Annotated in this window: 14 protein-coding genes; 11 read left to right on the forward strand and 3 right to left on the reverse strand. The window is 71.8% G+C overall.

Translation table 11 applies throughout. From position 1 onward, the window contains the following. Window positions 1-369: 369 nt before the first annotated feature. On the reverse strand, window positions 370-708 hold the full coding sequence (locus ACZ6Y1_RS27935; protein WP_469635620.1) for a hypothetical protein: 339 nt from the start codon (window positions 706-708) through the stop codon (window positions 370-372). A gap of 355 nt (window positions 709-1,063) precedes the next feature. Next, window positions 1,064-1,552, reverse strand: coding sequence for a hypothetical protein (locus ACZ6Y1_RS27940; protein ID WP_469635623.1), 489 nt, complete (start codon window positions 1,550-1,552; stop codon window positions 1,064-1,066). Between the two features lie 140 nt (window positions 1,553-1,692). On the opposite strand from ACZ6Y1_RS27940, the gene ACZ6Y1_RS27945 reads away from it, so the two are divergent. The 6 genes from ACZ6Y1_RS27945 (at window position 1,693) to ACZ6Y1_RS27970 (ending at window position 7,884) form a co-directional block, all read left to right on the forward strand. Next, entirely contained in the window at window positions 1,693-1,929 is a 237-nt protein-coding gene (locus ACZ6Y1_RS27945) for a hypothetical protein (RefSeq protein ID WP_469635626.1), read from the forward strand. Between the two features lie 270 nt (window positions 1,930-2,199). Then, the gene (locus tag ACZ6Y1_RS27950) at window positions 2,200-3,039 is read left to right on the forward strand and encodes a CPBP family intramembrane glutamic endopeptidase (RefSeq protein ID WP_469635630.1); all 840 of its coding nucleotides are present in this window, start codon (window positions 2,200-2,202) and stop codon (window positions 3,037-3,039) included. Then, entirely contained in the window at window positions 3,036-4,361 is a 1,326-nt protein-coding gene (locus ACZ6Y1_RS27955; RefSeq protein WP_469635633.1) for a sensor histidine kinase, read from the forward strand. Before ACZ6Y1_RS27950 ends, ACZ6Y1_RS27955 begins: the two co-directional genes overlap by 4 nt. Beyond that, window positions 4,325-4,969 (forward strand): response regulator transcription factor, encoded by a 645-nt coding sequence (locus ACZ6Y1_RS27960; RefSeq protein WP_469635636.1) that lies wholly within the window; start codon window positions 4,325-4,327, stop codon window positions 4,967-4,969. The genes ACZ6Y1_RS27955 and ACZ6Y1_RS27960 overlap by 37 nt, the downstream gene beginning before the upstream one ends. Window positions 4,970-5,332: 363 nt before the next feature. Continuing rightward, window positions 5,333-6,925, forward strand: coding sequence for an oleate hydratase (locus ACZ6Y1_RS27965; protein WP_469635639.1), 1,593 nt, complete (start codon window positions 5,333-5,335; stop codon window positions 6,923-6,925). A gap of 56 nt (window positions 6,926-6,981) precedes the next feature. Continuing rightward, window positions 6,982-7,884, forward strand: coding sequence for a universal stress protein (locus ACZ6Y1_RS27970; RefSeq protein ID WP_469635642.1), 903 nt, complete (start codon window positions 6,982-6,984; stop codon window positions 7,882-7,884). Window positions 7,885-7,970: 86 nt separating this feature from the next. Here the strand turns inward: ACZ6Y1_RS27970 and ACZ6Y1_RS27975 are convergent, their stop codons facing one another. Continuing rightward, window positions 7,971-8,579 carry a CBS domain-containing protein gene (locus tag ACZ6Y1_RS27975; RefSeq protein ID WP_469635645.1) on the reverse strand — a complete coding sequence of 203 codons (609 nt, stop codon included), beginning with the start codon at window positions 8,577-8,579 and terminating at the stop codon, window positions 7,971-7,973. A gap of 390 nt (window positions 8,580-8,969) precedes the next feature. Here ACZ6Y1_RS27975 and ACZ6Y1_RS27980 point away from each other — a divergent pair, with 390 nt between their 5' ends. The 5 genes from ACZ6Y1_RS27980 to ACZ6Y1_RS28000 all read left to right on the forward strand — a co-directional run bounded on the left by ACZ6Y1_RS27980 (window position 8,970) and on the right by ACZ6Y1_RS28000 (window position 15,129). Further along, on the forward strand, window positions 8,970-10,193 hold the full coding sequence (locus ACZ6Y1_RS27980; RefSeq protein WP_469635648.1) for an arginine deiminase: 1,224 nt from the start codon (window positions 8,970-8,972) through the stop codon (window positions 10,191-10,193). Window positions 10,194-10,246: 53 nt separating this feature from the next. Further along, entirely contained in the window at window positions 10,247-11,248 is a 1,002-nt protein-coding gene (gene argF, locus ACZ6Y1_RS27985) for an ornithine carbamoyltransferase (protein WP_469635651.1), read from the forward strand. 32 nt (window positions 11,249-11,280) lie between these two features. Next, window positions 11,281-12,234: a carbamate kinase gene (locus tag ACZ6Y1_RS27990; RefSeq protein WP_469635654.1), complete on the forward strand. Its 954-nt coding sequence runs from the start codon at window positions 11,281-11,283 to the stop codon at window positions 12,232-12,234. Continuing rightward, window positions 12,231-13,790, forward strand: a complete 1,560-nt coding sequence (locus ACZ6Y1_RS27995; protein WP_469635657.1) for a YfcC family protein — start codon at window positions 12,231-12,233, stop codon at window positions 13,788-13,790. Before ACZ6Y1_RS27990 ends, ACZ6Y1_RS27995 begins: the two co-directional genes overlap by 4 nt. 409 nt (window positions 13,791-14,199) lie before the next feature. Next, window positions 14,200-15,129, forward strand: coding sequence for a universal stress protein (locus tag ACZ6Y1_RS28000; protein ID WP_469635660.1), 930 nt, complete (start codon window positions 14,200-14,202; stop codon window positions 15,127-15,129). The last annotated feature ends 244 nt before the right edge of the window (window positions 15,130-15,373 follow it).

The following is a 15,373-nucleotide window of genomic DNA, read 5'->3' on the forward strand; positions in this document are numbered from 1 at the left end:
CACCCATCCTCCCGGCCTGACTCAACGAGCCAGACCCTCGATGGGGGTCAACATTCATCCGCCGCCAACGGTCCACTTTTCACCCGTCACCGACACAGTGGCTGCGCTCCTACAATCACCACCGCAGACACACCGCGCTCGCAGGCAAAGCCCCCGCCAGCCGCGTCCCCAACCTCACTGGGCAATACAACTAGCGCGGTACTTCGGGGCGACTTTGCCATGCGGGGGCGGAACAGGTGGGGCAGTCCAACTGTTTGACCTGCGTGGTCGCCTGACGGGCCAGGCGGCGGCCATTTCAGCGCAGACCCTCGGTGACGGTGATGTTCACCGATGGGTCGGATCGGATGGCAGGGGTGGCCGAAGCGCTGTTCAGCGCACGTCAGGTTCAGGAGTGGAGCCGAGGGCACGTCTGGCATCCAGCCAGACCTGCTCGAACTCCTCCGCCGAAATCTCACCGGCGCGTCCTGCTACCTCCTGGGCCGTGAGCCTTCCCTCGCTGATCGAACCGTAGCGCTGCTGGTACCGGCTCATCGTGTCGATGTCCGACCGCTCCTGAAACCGCAGTACCTCCTCCAGAGAGGCAGCGGTCACCGGAGTGCCGTCACCGCCCCGCAGCTCCACCTGCCGCGTTACCTGCCCTTCCTCGTCGCCTTCGAAGTACTGCCACAGATCATGGTCTTCGTCGTGCACACGGATCCACACCGGCATGCAGCCATGCTTGCGCAGCCACCAGGCCAGAACCAGCGCACACGCCGCTCCTGGGCTTGACAGTGCCCGGGCGGCCGATGCTGCGGTCTTGCCGAATCGTTGGGGGGAACCTGCGCTTGGTCTTGCCCCCGGATTTGGACACCAGTGCGGGCTCGGACGTATTTGTGAACGGTGCAGCGGTCCAGGCCGAGCTCGCGGGCCAGGGAGCTGTGGCTCCTACCGGTTCGGGTCAGGGCTTGTACCGCTTCGAACAGGCTCCGGGCATGGCGCCCGGCCCGGCTGCCCGCTGCGGCGTTGTCGGTGGTCTCCTCGGCAGGTAGGTGACTGTCTCGACTGACCGCGGGTAGGGCTGCGGTCAGGCGTCCGCGGTGGGCGGAGGCGATGTCTTGAACCCGGCGGGACAGGCCTTGCCTGAGGTGAAAGCGATCGCTGACCTGTACTGCTTGGGGGCGCCGGCAGTGATGCCCTGCCGGTAGGTGCGGAAGCCGTCGCGACAAGTAGCCTCGATGCCCGGGTGCTCGCCAAGCCAGCGGCTGAGCCAATCCGCGTCGCGCCCCTCCCAGAGAGTCAGCGGGAGCCGGGAGGCGGCGTCGACCAAGAGGGTTACGGAGGTGCCTCCGTAGAGCGCGAAGTCGTCGACCCCCAAGGCCTGGGGCGTGGACAGCGGCGGAAGTGGCACACGCATCAGCTGCGACAGGAGTGCGACCCGGGAGAGCTTGATGCTCAGGAGCCGAAGCGTCCGGGCCGCCCCGGCCTGTCGGCCGGCGAGTGTGACGTCGGCGAGGCGCCGTGCGTAGCCGCTGTGGCACCACTCGCTGAGCTGACCGCGTCCCGTACATCGCACCGGTTCACCGGATCTCGTACGGGCACGGACCCGCCACCGCGGCATCGGATACAGCCGGGCTGAACCGGCAGATCATCCCCACTGCTGCCGCCCGGCTGTCCGGCAAGCTCTCGGCGGGGGCGTGGGAGGACAAGCCCGCCGTGTACAGAACGGACTGCATGCCGATGGGCGCGGCCGACATCCAGTGCCATGTCTCCGGCACTGTGCTGCCGGCGGCGGCCACGACCCTGACGACGATCTGGGTCGTGGCCTGCTCACCGCTCCCCAGGACACCCAGGCGGCATGTCACAGTGTCCGAGGACCCCGGTGACCGCGAAATACACGGCGACCTCGACCTGCGCCGGCAGCTCGTCGGCGGTGCCGTGCCGGGCCGTTGAGCAGCGCGACCTGGCCGGCGAACGCCCTTGCGGTGGTGGGCGTCTGGCCGGCGTACCGACGCCGCGGCGGCGGGGACGGGGTGGTGGCGGGTTCCGTGGGAGGTCGGCTCCGGGGTGTCCGGGGCGGTCGGGAGCAGCTCGCCGTAGGGCGCGCCGGGAGGGGTGTATCCAGGTCCATCCCGGCCTGGTTGCCAGGTGCAGTGGCCTGCCGGGCGCCGGGCGGCATCGTGGTCCGCGTACTGATTCATCGCCGGGGACGGGAAGGTGCTCATGGGCGGCATCCATGCAGAGTGCGCGGGGCGGGCGGAGCGGCGGGGCGGAGTGTGGGGCACGGTGGTCGTGTTCACGGTCCTCGCCTCCGTGGCGGCCGGGGTGCTGGGGGCGGTGCAGCCGGTGACCGGCATACCGCAAGAGGTCGTGCAACTGACCCAGTTCGGACCGGCACTCGCGGTGGGCGTGGTCGCGCTGTACTGGCGCCGGCGGACGCGCGAGCTGGTGCGGGGCGCCGCCGGGGCGGGCTGGGGCCCCCGCCCCCTGGGCGGTGCGGTGCTGCTGGGTGCGGCCGGGCTGATCGTCGCGCTCTGCGTGCTCGGTTACCACGCGGTCCGCAAGGAGGTGCCCTTCACGTCGCCGGGGTCCTTGCAGCACGCGTTCACGCTGATCGTGGTGGCGCAGCTGGTGGGGGCCTGTGGAGAGGAGGTCGGCTGGCGCTGCTTCCTCCAGCCGCTGCTGCGGCTCCGTCTGGGTACCGTCGCCGCCTCCGTGACAGTGGGGGCGCTGTGGGGGATCTGGCACGTGCAGGTCTTCGCCCAGGCGCCCCTGTTCACAGCGGGGTTCCTCGTGGCCACGGTGGCGATGTCGGTGCTCCTGGGCATCGCGCTCGAAGGTGCGGGCGGGTGGCGGCGGCTCCTGCTCGCCGGCGGCTTCCACGCGCTCGTCAACATCGGGCTGCTGCTGTTCCTGGACGAGGAGTCCGGAGCCGTTCTGCCCATGCTCTGCTTCGGGCTGTCCTGCCTGGCGGTGGCCGGGCTCGCGGTCGCACTTCGCGGTGGCCGGCGTGCACCGGAGCGAGCGGCGGTGCCCGCAGCGGATACCCTGCACAGGACATGAGTTCGAAAACACGCCCTCTGCGTGCGGAGTTGTCCCGCCACTCGGCCGCCGTCGGCCGCTGCCACCTCGCCGGGCTGCTGGGCCTACGGGTGGTGGTCGTGGGAGCGGGCGTCGTGGGAGCACTGCTCCTGCTGCCCGTCGGCGTCGGCCTGTGGCTGCTGCCGCCCGCCGCGGCCGCCCTGCGCCGCTGCGCCGACCTCGCCCGGCAGCAGGCGGAGCGGTGGTCCGGAAAGCGGATCACCACCCCCGAGCCGCTCCCCCAGGGTGTGGGGGCGCGCGCCGTCCTCGCTGACGCCGGGTTCTGGCGAGATCTGTCCTGGGCGTGGCTGGAGCCCGTGGTGGGCGGCCTGCTGGTGGCCGTACCGCCGTCGCTGGTGGTGTACGGGCTGTTCGGGGCGGCGGTGCAGCCGTTCGTGTGGCGGCTGTTGGACGACGGCAACTGGTACGCCTTCGTCCCTGTGCACAGCACCGGCCTGATGCTCGCAGCGGCGGCGCTGGGGTGCGGCTTCACGGCGGCGGGGCTGCTCCTCGCCCCGCCCGTGCTGCGCCTGCACGCGCGGTGGGGCCGGCGGCTGCTCGCCGCTCCACGCGTCACCGAACTCCGGCGCCGGGTCGGGCAGCTGGCGGACAGCCGCGCCGAGGTGCTGGAGGGACAGGCGGCCGAGCTGCGGCGCATCGAGCGGGATCTGCACGACGGGGCCCAGGCACGGCTCGTCGCCCTCGGGATGCGCCTGGACAGCGCGACGCGGCTGCTGGAGGACGATCCGCCGGCCGCCCGCGTCGCACTGCAGGAGGTACGGGAATTGTCCGGGCGGGCCCTGGAGGACCTGCGGGGGCTGGTCCGGGGCATCCAGCCGCCGGTCCTCGTCGACCGCGGCCTGGGCGACGCCTTGCGCTCCCTGGCCCTCGACAGCCACCTCGACGTGGACGTGGAGGTACGGATGGCCGGCCGGCTGCCGGCCGCTGTGGAGTCGGCCGCCTACTTCGCCGTCAACGAGCTGCTGGCCAACGCGGCGAAGCACTCCGGTGCCGGCCGCGTGGACGTACTGGTGGTGCACGAGGACGCCCACGACCACGCGAACGGCGACCCGGGCCGGCCGTACGATCCGCACGCCGCCGGCGGCCCGCTGCTGCGCGTCACCGTCACCGACGACGGCCGCGGCGGCGCGGACCCCTCACGGGGGACCGGGCTGCTCGGCGTCCGGAGCCGGTTGGCTACCTTCGACGGGACCCTCGCCCTGCGCAGCCCGCAGGGCGGTCCCACCACCGTCACCCTGGAGATCCCGTGCGCGTCGTCCTCGCCGAAGACCTCTTCCTGCTGAGGGACGGCCTGGTCCGCACGCTCACCGAGCACGGCTTCGACGTCGTCGCCGCCGTGGACAGCGGCCCCGGTCTCCTGCGCGCCCTGCTGGAGCAGCGGCCGGACGTGGCGGTCGTCGACGTCCGTCTGCCGCCCACCCACACCGACGAAGGCCTCCAGGCCGCTCTCGAAGCCCGCCGCCACCACCGCGGCCTGCCGGTACTCGTGCTCTCGCAGTACGTCGACCAGCTCTACGCGAACGAACTCCTGTCCAGCAACGACGGCGCGGTGGGCTACCTGCTCAAGGACCGGGTCACCGACACCGGCCAGTTCGTCGACGCCGTACGCCGCGTCGCCGCGGGCGGCACCGTCCTGGACCCGCAGGTGATCGGACGCCTGCTGGCACGCGGTGAGGCCCGCGGCACCATATCCGCCCTCACCCCGCGCGAACGCGACGTCCTGGAACTGATGGCGGAGGGCCGCTCCAACGCCGCCATCGCGGCGACCCTCCACTTCAGCGAGAGCGCCGTCGCCAAGCACACCGCGAACATCTTCGCGAAACTGGGCATAGCCCCCTCGTCCGAGGACAACCGGCGCGTCCTCGCCGTCCTCGCCTACCTGCGCCGCTGAGCGGTACCGGCCGCTGGGCGGTCCGCCGGGACCCGGGCCGCTGGGCGCCGGCGGACGGGCCCGGCCGGTGGTTACCGGTTCCGTTCCCCCGCTGCCCACGTGAGCTCGTACTCGACCTCGCCGTGTTCAGTGGATCGCCGTCGCGGAGGGCCGCGCGAGCCGGCCGTGCCGCGCTCCCTCCGTCGTCCGCGGGCAGCAGCACCTGCGGCAGCCGCTGCCGGACGGCGCGGGCCCCGAGCGGGGCCGTCCCGCAGGGACCAACAGGCCGGCGGCCGGGCCCGTCGGCCCGTGCGGGCACCTGCTGCACGGGAGTTGACTGGGCGTGGCGACGGGGAGGCACCCCGCTCCACGAAGGGCATGACCATGACGAACGAAACGCAGAACTCCCACGCGTATCTGGTCGGCGGCGGAATCGCCTCGCTGGCCGCGGCGGTCTTCCTCGTACGGGACGCGGGGATGCCCGGCGAGAACATCCGCATCCTGGAGGAACTGCCGCAGGCGGGCGGCTCACTCGACGGCAGCGGCGCCCCGGGGACCGGCTATGTCACCCGCGGCGGCAGGATGCTGGAGGACGAGGCCTACGTCTGCCTGTGGAACCTCCTGGAGACGATCCCCACGCTCGGTGACGACGCGGTGTCCGTCCTGCAGGAGACCGAGGAGTTCAACGCCCGCTGGCGCACCCACGCCAACGCCCGGCTGATCGATGCCTCCGGCCGCATCCTCGACGCCTCCCACCTGGGCTTCACCACGGCCGACCGTGTGGAGATGGCCCGCCTGCTCGCACTGCCCGAGTCCGTCATCGGGGCGCGCCGGATCGAGGACTTCTTCTCCGCGCACTTCTTCACCACCAACTTCTGGGCGATGTGGCGCACCACCTTCGCCTTCCAGAACTGGCACAGCGCCATCGAGCTCAAGCGCTACTTCCTGCGCTTCCTGCAGGAACTCCCCCGTATCCACACCCTCGCCGGGGTGCGGCGCACGCGGCTGAACCAGTACGACTCGATCGTTCGGCCGGTGCAGGCGTGGCTGGAGCGGCAGGGGGTCCGTATCGAGCGCGGAACCCGGGTCACCGACGTGGAGTTCGCCCTCGGCGAGGGCGGCCGTCGTCGGGCCGAGCGGATCCTCTTCGAGCGGGACGGCACCACGGGCGCGTACGAACTGGGCTCCCGGGACTACGCGTTCATCACCATCGGCTCGATGACGGCGGACGCCCGCCACGGCGGCGACGACACCGTTCCCGAGTTCGTCCGCGACAAGCGGGACGGTGCCTGGAACCTGTGGGAGACCCTGGCCCGCAAGGCCCCTGACTTCGGCAGGCCCGGCGCTTTCAACGGCAACGTGGACGAGGCCAAGTGGGAGTCGTTCACGCTGACGATGCGCAGCCCGGCCCTGCTCAAGCGGATCGAGGAGTTCTCCGGCAACGCCCCCGGCACCGGGGCACTGATGACGTTCAAGGACTCCCCCTGGCTGATGTCGGTGGTCGTGCCCCACCAGCCGCACTTCGAGGGCCAGCCCGAAGGCGTCTACACCCTCTGGGGGTACGGACTGTTCGTGGACGAGCCCGGCGAACGCACCGGCAAGAAGATGTCGGAGGCCACCGGGCAGGAGGTCCTGACCGAACTGCTCGGGCACCTCGGTTTCGACGACATCGCCGACGAGGTGTGCGCCACCACGACGGTCACCACCGTGATGATGCCCTACATCACCAGCCAGTTCGAACGGCGGGACGTCCACGACCGGCCGCTGGTGATCCCCCGCGGATCGGTCAATTTCGCGTTCCTGGGCCAGTTCACCGAGATCCCCGAGGACGTCGTCTTCACCGTCGAGTACTCCGTGCGCGGGGCGATGCACGCGGTGTACGGGCTGCTCGGCGTCGACAAGGAAGTCCCGGCCGTCTACCACGCGCTGTCCGATCCGATGACGGCGTTGCGGGCCCTCAAGACCGTCTTCGCCTGAGCCACGGCCTCGCGCGCCCGAACACCGACCGCCGCCCGGACCAGGAGGTCCTCCGCATGACCCACCCGCTGCTCACTCCGCCGTCCGGCCCCGGCGCCCGCTCCCCGTCCCAGCCGGTCACGGTCAGTTTCGACGGTTCCCGTGAGAGCCTGGCCGCCGTCACCTGGGCCGCTGACGAGGCGCGCCGACGCGGTCTGGCACTGCGGCTCCTGCACGCGTGGGGCCTGGAACCGGACGTCCATTCACCCCTCATCGGCCCAGGAACCCGCTCCGGGGTGAGCGAGGAGGGCCCGCGTACGACGGCCGAGCGGGTGCGCCGCACCCATCCGGGCCTGGAGGTGCTCGCACGGCAGCGGTGCGGCGAGCCGGCCGCCGTGCTGTGCGAGGCCGCGGAGGAGTCCGAGCTGCTGGTGCTCGGCTCGCGCGGGCTGGGCGGGGTCGCCGGGTTCGTCGTCGGCTCGGTGGCACTGGCGGTGGTCGCCCGTACCCGGCGTCCGGTCGTCCTGGTCCGCGACAGCGAGCCGAATCCGGGTGGTGACGTCGTCCTCGGCCTGGACCTCTCGCACCCGTGCGACGAGGTGCTGGAGTTCGCCTTCTCCCAGGCCCACCGGCTCGGGGTGCCGCTGCGCGTCGTACACAGCCCGCGTCACCCGGGTGGCTGCGGCCCTACGGCGCAGGCCGCGGCGGCGACGGCCCCGGGCCCGGCGGACGCGGCCACAGCAACGGCCCTCGCCAGGGTGATCGACCAGTGGCGGCACTCCTTCCCGGGCCTGCACGTCACCGCGGAGATCCGCCCCGGCCATCCCGCCCGGCGGCTGCTGGACGCCTCTCACGCGGCCACCCTCGTCGTCATCGGCCGCCGCAACCGCCGCCCCCGCCTCGGGCCGCACACCGGAGGCGTCACCCGCACTGTGCTGCACCGATCCCGGACCCCGGTGGCGGTCGTCCCGCACGACTGATCACCCGTGGCCCCGCCGCGGTGCCGACGGCTCAAGCGGCCGTCGGCACCGCGGTGTGCTGTCCCGTGATCCGTACCGGCGTGCTCTCAGGCCGTGTCGTCCGGGCGACGGCTGTGCATCACGCCCACGACTCCCTCCACCCGCCAGGCCGCGCGCAGCAGGGCGGACGGGTCGACGGAGGGGGACGCGAGCCCTTGGAGGGTGACGACGCCGTCCTTCACGTGCACCCGGACGGCAGCGCCGCCGGATGCCGGGAGGTGGGCCGAGACCTCGACCGCGACATCGGAGCGGATCTCGTCGTCGGTTCGCCGGAAGACCCGCAGCAGGTCCCGGCGGGTGGCGATGCCGATGAGGCGGTCCTCCTCGTCCACCACCGGCAGCCGGTCGACGTGCCGGCGCTCCATGACGCGGGCGGCCTGGGCCACGCACTGTTCGGGATGCACGGTCACCGCCGGCGTCGTCATCAGCGCGCCCGCCGTCAGCCGGTCCGCGAGTCCGCCCGCTCCGTCGCCCGGTGGCCGGGTGAGGTCGGTACGGGAGACCACGCCGACCACCTTGTCGTCGTCGTCCACCACCGGAAGGCCGCTGAGTCGGTGGCGGGTGAGGAGCCGTATCAGCTCCGTCGCGGACGTATCCGGGTGCGCCTTGATGACGTCGCCGGTCATCACCTGCCCCACGGGGGGTGTCTTCACCATGTACCTCGTCTCCAGCGGCGCTGTCCTCCTCGGTCACCCCAGCGTGCGCCCGGCGGAGGCCTCGATCCAGGGCCGACCGGCCCCGCCGGAGTTCCGGCGGTCCTCTGCTTCGGGTCCCGATTCCCTCAGCCGCCCACGGGCAGGGGCCGAACGGCCCTCACACGGCCGGGCCGAGTGGCCCGAGGGAGGGGGCCACTGAGTCCCGTGGCAGGGACTGTCGACGCCCGGCCGTGGCGGGGATGCGGTGACAGGCTTCGGACATCGCCCCGGTCCTGCCGGAAAGGCCGACGCCGGCGCAACCGAACTGACGGTGCGTGAAGCGAAGCCGCGCACCACCGCGTCAGGAAGCGGGCGACCACACCCGTCCCCCGCACCCGGAGGTAATGAGCCATGCCCTTCCACGTGGACTCCGAGACCGGCCGGCTGAAGCAGGTCATCCTGCACCGGCCCGATCTGGAGCTCAAACGACTCACGCCGACGAACAAGGACGCACTGCTCTTCGACGACGTCCTGTGGGTCAAGCGAGCCAGGGAGGAACACGACGCGTTCGCGGACACCCTGCGCGACCGAGGTGTTCAGGTGCACCTCTTCGCGGACCTGCTGACCGAGACGCTGGCCCTGCCGGCGGCACGCACCCTGGTCCTGGACCGGGTCGTCGACGAGCGCGAGTTCGGGCCGCTGGCCGGCGACCGGGTGCACGCCGCCTTGGACGTCATGGACCCGGGCGAGCTGGCGTCCTGTCTGGTCGGCGGGATCACCAAGCGCGAACTGCTGGCCCGTACCGGTGCGGTGCCGAGCGTACGGCTGCACGCCATGGCACCGGACGACTTCGTACTGGCTCCGCTGCCCAACCACCTGTTCACCCGCGACACTTCGTGCTGGGTGTACGACGGCGTGAGCGTCAACCCGATGCGCAAGCGGGCGCGTCGCCGCGAGACCGTCCACTTCGAGGCGATCTACGGCCACCACCCGCTGTTCGAAAAGGGCGACCACCAGCGGTGGTCGGACGGACAGGCCGGCTTCCCCGCCACCATCGAGGGAGGCGACGTGCTGGTCATCGGCAACGGCGCCGTACTGATCGGCATGAGCGAGCGCACCACGCCCCAGGCCGTCGAGCAGCTCGCGCTGCGGATGTTCGCCGCGGGGTCCGCACGCCGCGTGGTCGCCCTCGAACTGCCCAAGTCCCGCAGCTTCATGCACCTGGACACGGTGATGACCATGGTCAGCGGCGACACCTTCACCCGGTACGCGGGGCTCGGGCCGCTGCGGTCCTGCACCATCGAGCCCGGCCACGACGGCCAGGAGATGAAGATCACCGCTCACCTCCCCGAGGAACTCGACGGGGCGATAGCCGACGCGCTGGGCCTGGAGAAGATCAACGTCCTCACCCCCAGTCAGGACATCCGCTCCGCCGAACGCGAGCAGTGGGACGACGGCTGCAACGTGCTGGCCGTGGAACCCGGCGTGGTCGTCGCCTACGAGCGCAACGTCACCACCAACACGCATCTGCGCAGGAACGGCATCGAGGTCATCACCATCCGCGGGAGCGAACTCGGCCGGGGCCGCGGCGGTCCGCGCTGCATGACCTGTCCCGTCGAACGCGAAGCGGTCTGACCGCACCCACCCCCAGACCGCCCCCGACTTCCGGTACGCCCCAAGGAGCCACCATGCCCGTCGACCTGCGCCACCGCCCCTTCCTCAAGGAACTCGACCTCACCCCCGCCGAGTTCCGCCACCTCCTGGAACTGTCCGAACAGCTGAAGGCCGCCCGCTCTGCCGGCAACGGGAGCCAGCGGCTGCACGGCAAGAACATCGCCGTCATCTTCGAGAAGACCTCCACCCGCACCCGGTGCGCCTTCGAGGTGGCCGCGTACCAGGAGGGCGCCCACGTCACCTACCTCGAGCCCGCGAGTTCCCAACTCGGCCACAAGGAGTCCATCAGGGACACCGCCCGGGTGCTCGGCCGCTACTACGACGGCATCGAGTACCGGGGCAGTGACCAGCGGCTGGTGGAGGAGCTGGCCCGGTACGCCGGAGTCCCGGTGTGGAACGGGCTTACCGACCAGTGGCACCCCACCCAGTCCCTCGCCGACGTCCTCACCATGTGGGAGCACACCGACAAACCGCTGGAGCAGGTGTCGTTCGCCTACCTCGGCGACGCGCGCAACAACGTCGGCAACTCCCTGCTGATCACTGCCGCGATGCTCGGCATGGACGTCCGCATGGTCGCTCCCGCCGCGCTGGCCAACACCCCCGAAGTGGTGGCCGAGGCACGCGAGGTGGCGGCGTCCACCAGGGCGCGGATCACCCTCACCGAGGACGTGGCCGAGGGGGTCGCCGGAGTCGACTTCGTTTACACCGACGTGTGGCTGTCCATGGGTGAGCCGGCGGAGCTGTGGGACAAGCGGATCGCGCTGCTGCGGCCCTACCAGGTGACGATGGACGTGCTGAAGGCGACAGGCAACCCGCGGGTGAAGTTCATGCACTGCCTGCCCGCGTTCCACGACAGCGATACCACCGTCGGAGCCCAGATCGCGGCGCGGACCGGTATGACGGCCATGGAGGTCACGGACGAGGTCTTCGAGTCGGTCCACTCGATCGTCTTCGACCAGGCGGAGAACCGGCTCCACACGATCAAGGCCGTCCTCGTCGCCACCCTCACCGACTGACCCCCTCGGGCCCGATCGACGGAGAACTCCTGATGCGTGTAGTCATCGCCCTGGGCGGCAACGCCCTGCTGCACCGTTCCGACCGGCCGGATGCCGCCCCTCAACTGGCCAATGTCCACAAGGCCGTCGCCGCACTCGCCCCGCTGGCCGCCCGGCACGAGCTGGTCATCACGCACGGCAACGGCCCGCAGGTCGGCGTACTCGCCCTGCAGAGCGCCGCGGACCGCTCGCTGAGCAGCCCGTACCCCTTCGACGTCCTGGGCGCGGAGACCCAGGGGATGATCGGCTACTGGCTGCTGCAGAGCCTGCAGAACGCGCTGCCCGGCCGGCAGGTCTGCGCCCTGCTCAACCAGACCCTCGTCTCCGCCGCCGACCCGGCCTTCGCCGACCCCGAGAAGTTCGTCGGACCGGTCTACGAGCGGGCGGAGGCCCACGGTCTCGCCGCCGAGTTCGGCTGGACGGTCAAGCCGGACGGCGAACACTGGCGGCGGGTCATACCCTCGCCCCGCCCCCAGCGCGTCGTCGAGACCCGACTCGTCCGCCTGCTGCTCGACTCCGGCGCGATCGCCGTCTGCGCGGGCGGCGGTGGAGTCCCGGTGGTCCGCGACGAGCAGGGGTTGTTGTCGGGCGTCGAGGCCGTGGTGGACAAGGACCTCACCGCCGCCCTGCTGGCCGAGGCGCTGGACGCCGACGTCCTGCTGCTGCTGACCGATGTCCCGTACGTCGAACTCGGCCACGGCACACCGCACGCCGAGCCCATCCGCCACACCACCCCCGCCCGCCTGCGGGCACAGCGCTTCCCGGCCGGGTCCATGGGCCCGAAGGTCGAAGCCGCCTGCCGTTTCGTGGAGTTGACGGGCGGGACTGCCGCGATCGGCGCCCTCGAAGACGTCCGGGCCATCCTCGACGGCGCCGCCGGCACCGTCGTCACCCCCAGCGGCCGTCCCCTCCAGGACGGCGCCCTCACACCCGAGGAACAGAGATGACCACCAGCACGACTCCCACGGTGGGCCGCGAGATCGACGGCCCCGACGAGCCCGGCCGGGGCCCCGACGCCGTCCCCGCACCGTCCGGGGACGGCAGACGCAGGCTGCGCTTCCCCTCCGCCTTCACGGTGCTGGTGGTCGTGACCGTCGCCGTATGGGCACTGACCTTCGTCATATCGGCGGGCCGCTACGACACCACGCCGGACGGCACTCCGATTCCCGGCACTTACCACGCGGTGGAGCGGACCACGGACTTCCTCGACCGGCTCAAGGACCTGTTCCTGTCACCCGTCAACGGCCTGTACGGGGTCACCGATGCCGGGACCGGGCTGACCACGCCGGGCGCCGCCGGGTCGTTCGCGGGCGCCGCCGGAGTCTTCCTGTTCATCCTGGCGGTGGGCGCGTTCATCACCGCGACCATGCGCACGGGTGCGCTCAACCTCGGCGTGGCCAACCTCGCACACCGCCTGCACGGACACCGCCCCCTCCTGCTCGTGACCCTCGTGGCGGTGTTCTCACTGGGCGGGACCACGTACGGGATGGCGGAGGAGACGCTCGGCTTCTACGGGCTGATGATCCCGCTGATGCTCGCCCTCGGCTACGACCGGATGGTGGCGGCTGCCGTGATCATGGTGGGTGCCGGGGTGGGGACGCTGACCTCCACCGTCAACCCCTTCGCGACCGGTGTCGCCTCCGACAGCGCGGGCATCGGCACGGGTGACGGGATCCTGCTGCGGCTGGCCATGTGGGTGTCCCTGACGGCCGTCGCGGCCTGGTACGTGGTCCGGTACGCCAAGCGAGTCCTGGCCGACCCCGCGCGCTCGCTGATCCCGTCCACCGACGAGGACCGTGCCCTCGCGGAACAGGACGAGGAGGTGGTCGCCCTCACGGGCCGGCACCGCGCCGTCCTCGGCGTCTTCGCCACGACGTTCCTCTTCATGATCTTCGCGGTCGTCCCGTGGGCGGACCTGGGTGTCACCTTCCTGCCGACGCTCGGCTGGTACTTCCCGGAACTGGCCGCCCTGTTCATCGTCGCGGCCGTCGTGGTGGGCCTGATCGGCGGCCTGGGCGAGCAGGGCACGGCCGAGGCGATCACCCGTGGAGCCGGGGACTTCGTCGGCGCAGCCATGATCGTCATGCTGGCCCGCGGGGTCACCGTGATCATGAACAACGCCGCCGTCACCGACACCATCCTGAACGGCCTGCACAGCGCCGTCTCGGGCACTTCCCACGGGGCCTTCGCGGTGCTGATGTTCCTGGTCAACGTCCCCCTGGCGTTCCTCGTACCGTCCTCGTCCGGCCACGCGGCCCTCGCCATGCCGATCCTGGCCCCGCTCGCCGACTTCGCCGGCGTCAGCCGGTCCCTGGTGGTCACGTCGTACCAGTCGGCATCCGGCTGGGTGAACCTGATCACCCCGACCTCGGCCGTGGTCATGGGCGGCCTGGCCCTGGCGAAGATCCGCTACGACCAGTACCTCCGCTTCATCGCGCCCCTGATGGGCATCCTGCTCCTGGCGATCGGCGGATTCATGGTCCTGGGCGCGACCCTCGGCTGAGCCCGACCCGCCCGGTGCCCGGCCGGCGTGCGGTTCAGGCGGGCATCGAGGCGTGGTCGGAAACCGCGGTCCGGAGATCCTTCGACGGGCGCCGGCAGCCGGTGGAGGCGGGCCGGGGCGGAAGTCCCCGGGTCCGGGCGGGGCAGGTCGTGGTAGAGGACGGTGGACAGCAGGCGGGCGATCGCTGATGCGTGCCACACGAACTTGCTCGTCCGCGAACAATGCCTGCACTCGCCTCCGGGCCTCGGGGTGTCACGGCACGGCCTGCCTCCGGCCCCGCACCAGAAGGACGTTCGGCCCCGCGCCCAGGGCCGCCCGGACCATCGTCCCGCCACCGCGAGGAGCGGGAGGGTGGGACACGCGCCGCCGACGGCGGTCGCTCTCTCGCACACGTTCCTGGAGGAACACCATGTCACGTATGGTCGTCGTGGGCCTGGACGGATCCCCCGCATCGCTGGCCGCCGCCGAGTGGGCCGCCCACGAGGCCCGGCTCCGCCGGCTCCCGCTCAAGCTGCTGCACGCGGTCGAGCACTGGGCCGCGCCCTACGGCTACGCGTCGCTCGCCGGGACCTCGGCCCCTGCCTCTGCCCCGGCCTCGACCGAGTACTGGGGCGAGCGCATCCCGCGGGACGCCTTCCAGCAGCTGACAGAGCGTCACCCCGGGCTGGAGATAGACACGGAGCAGGTGGACGGTCAGCCGCTGACGGTCCTGTCCGACGCCGCGCGGGAAGCCGAAGTACTGGTCCTCGGCTCCCGCGGGCTGGGGGCGATGACGGGATTCCTGGTCGGATCCGTGTCCCAGGCCGTACTCGCCCACGCCGAACGCCCGGTGGTCATCGTGCGGACCGGCTCCTGGACGGACAGCGCCCACCTGCCGACGCCCGACGGCAGCGGACCGCAGGAAGGTGCCTACCGGCCGGTCGTGCTGGGGCTGGACCTCGCGCGCCCGTGTGACGAGCTCCTCGAATACGCCTTCGACGCGGCGGGCGCGCGCCGGGCCCCGCTGCGCGTGGTCCACGGATGGAGCATGCCGCCCGCCTACGGCTTCGACCCCGCGCTGATCGCCCCCGAGGTACGGGACGGCATCGCGGCAGGTACGGCCACCGCGCTCCGCGACGCGCTGCGACCCTGGCGGGGCAAGTACCCCGAGGTCCGGGTCGAGGAGGAGTGCTCGGTGGGCCGGGCGGCCGGCCACCTCGTCGAGGCCTCGGCCGATGCCTCGCTGCTGGTCGTCGGCCGAAGGGTCCGCCGCTCGGCGATCGGCACCCACCTCGGGCCCGTCGCCCACGCCGTGCTCCACCACTCCGCCGCTCCGGTCGCGGTCGTACCGCACGCCTGAGGCAGCTCCGCACCGGACGGGTGCCAATCGGGCCTCATCGACGGCTTCCGCTGCCGAAGGACCTCCGGGTTCGTGGTCACACACGAGCCAACGGACGGCCTTCGCGTGATCGCGGCCGGCCCTCTTCCTCGTACACGCCCCGACGGCCTGCGGGCGGGTACCGGGTCGAGGAGGAGGGCCGTTCGGCCCTGTCCGATCGGCCCTCGGGCCGGGCACCATGCAGGAGTTCGCGTGCGTGCCGGAC

Source organism: Streptomyces sp. NPDC053432 (assembly GCF_055585365.1).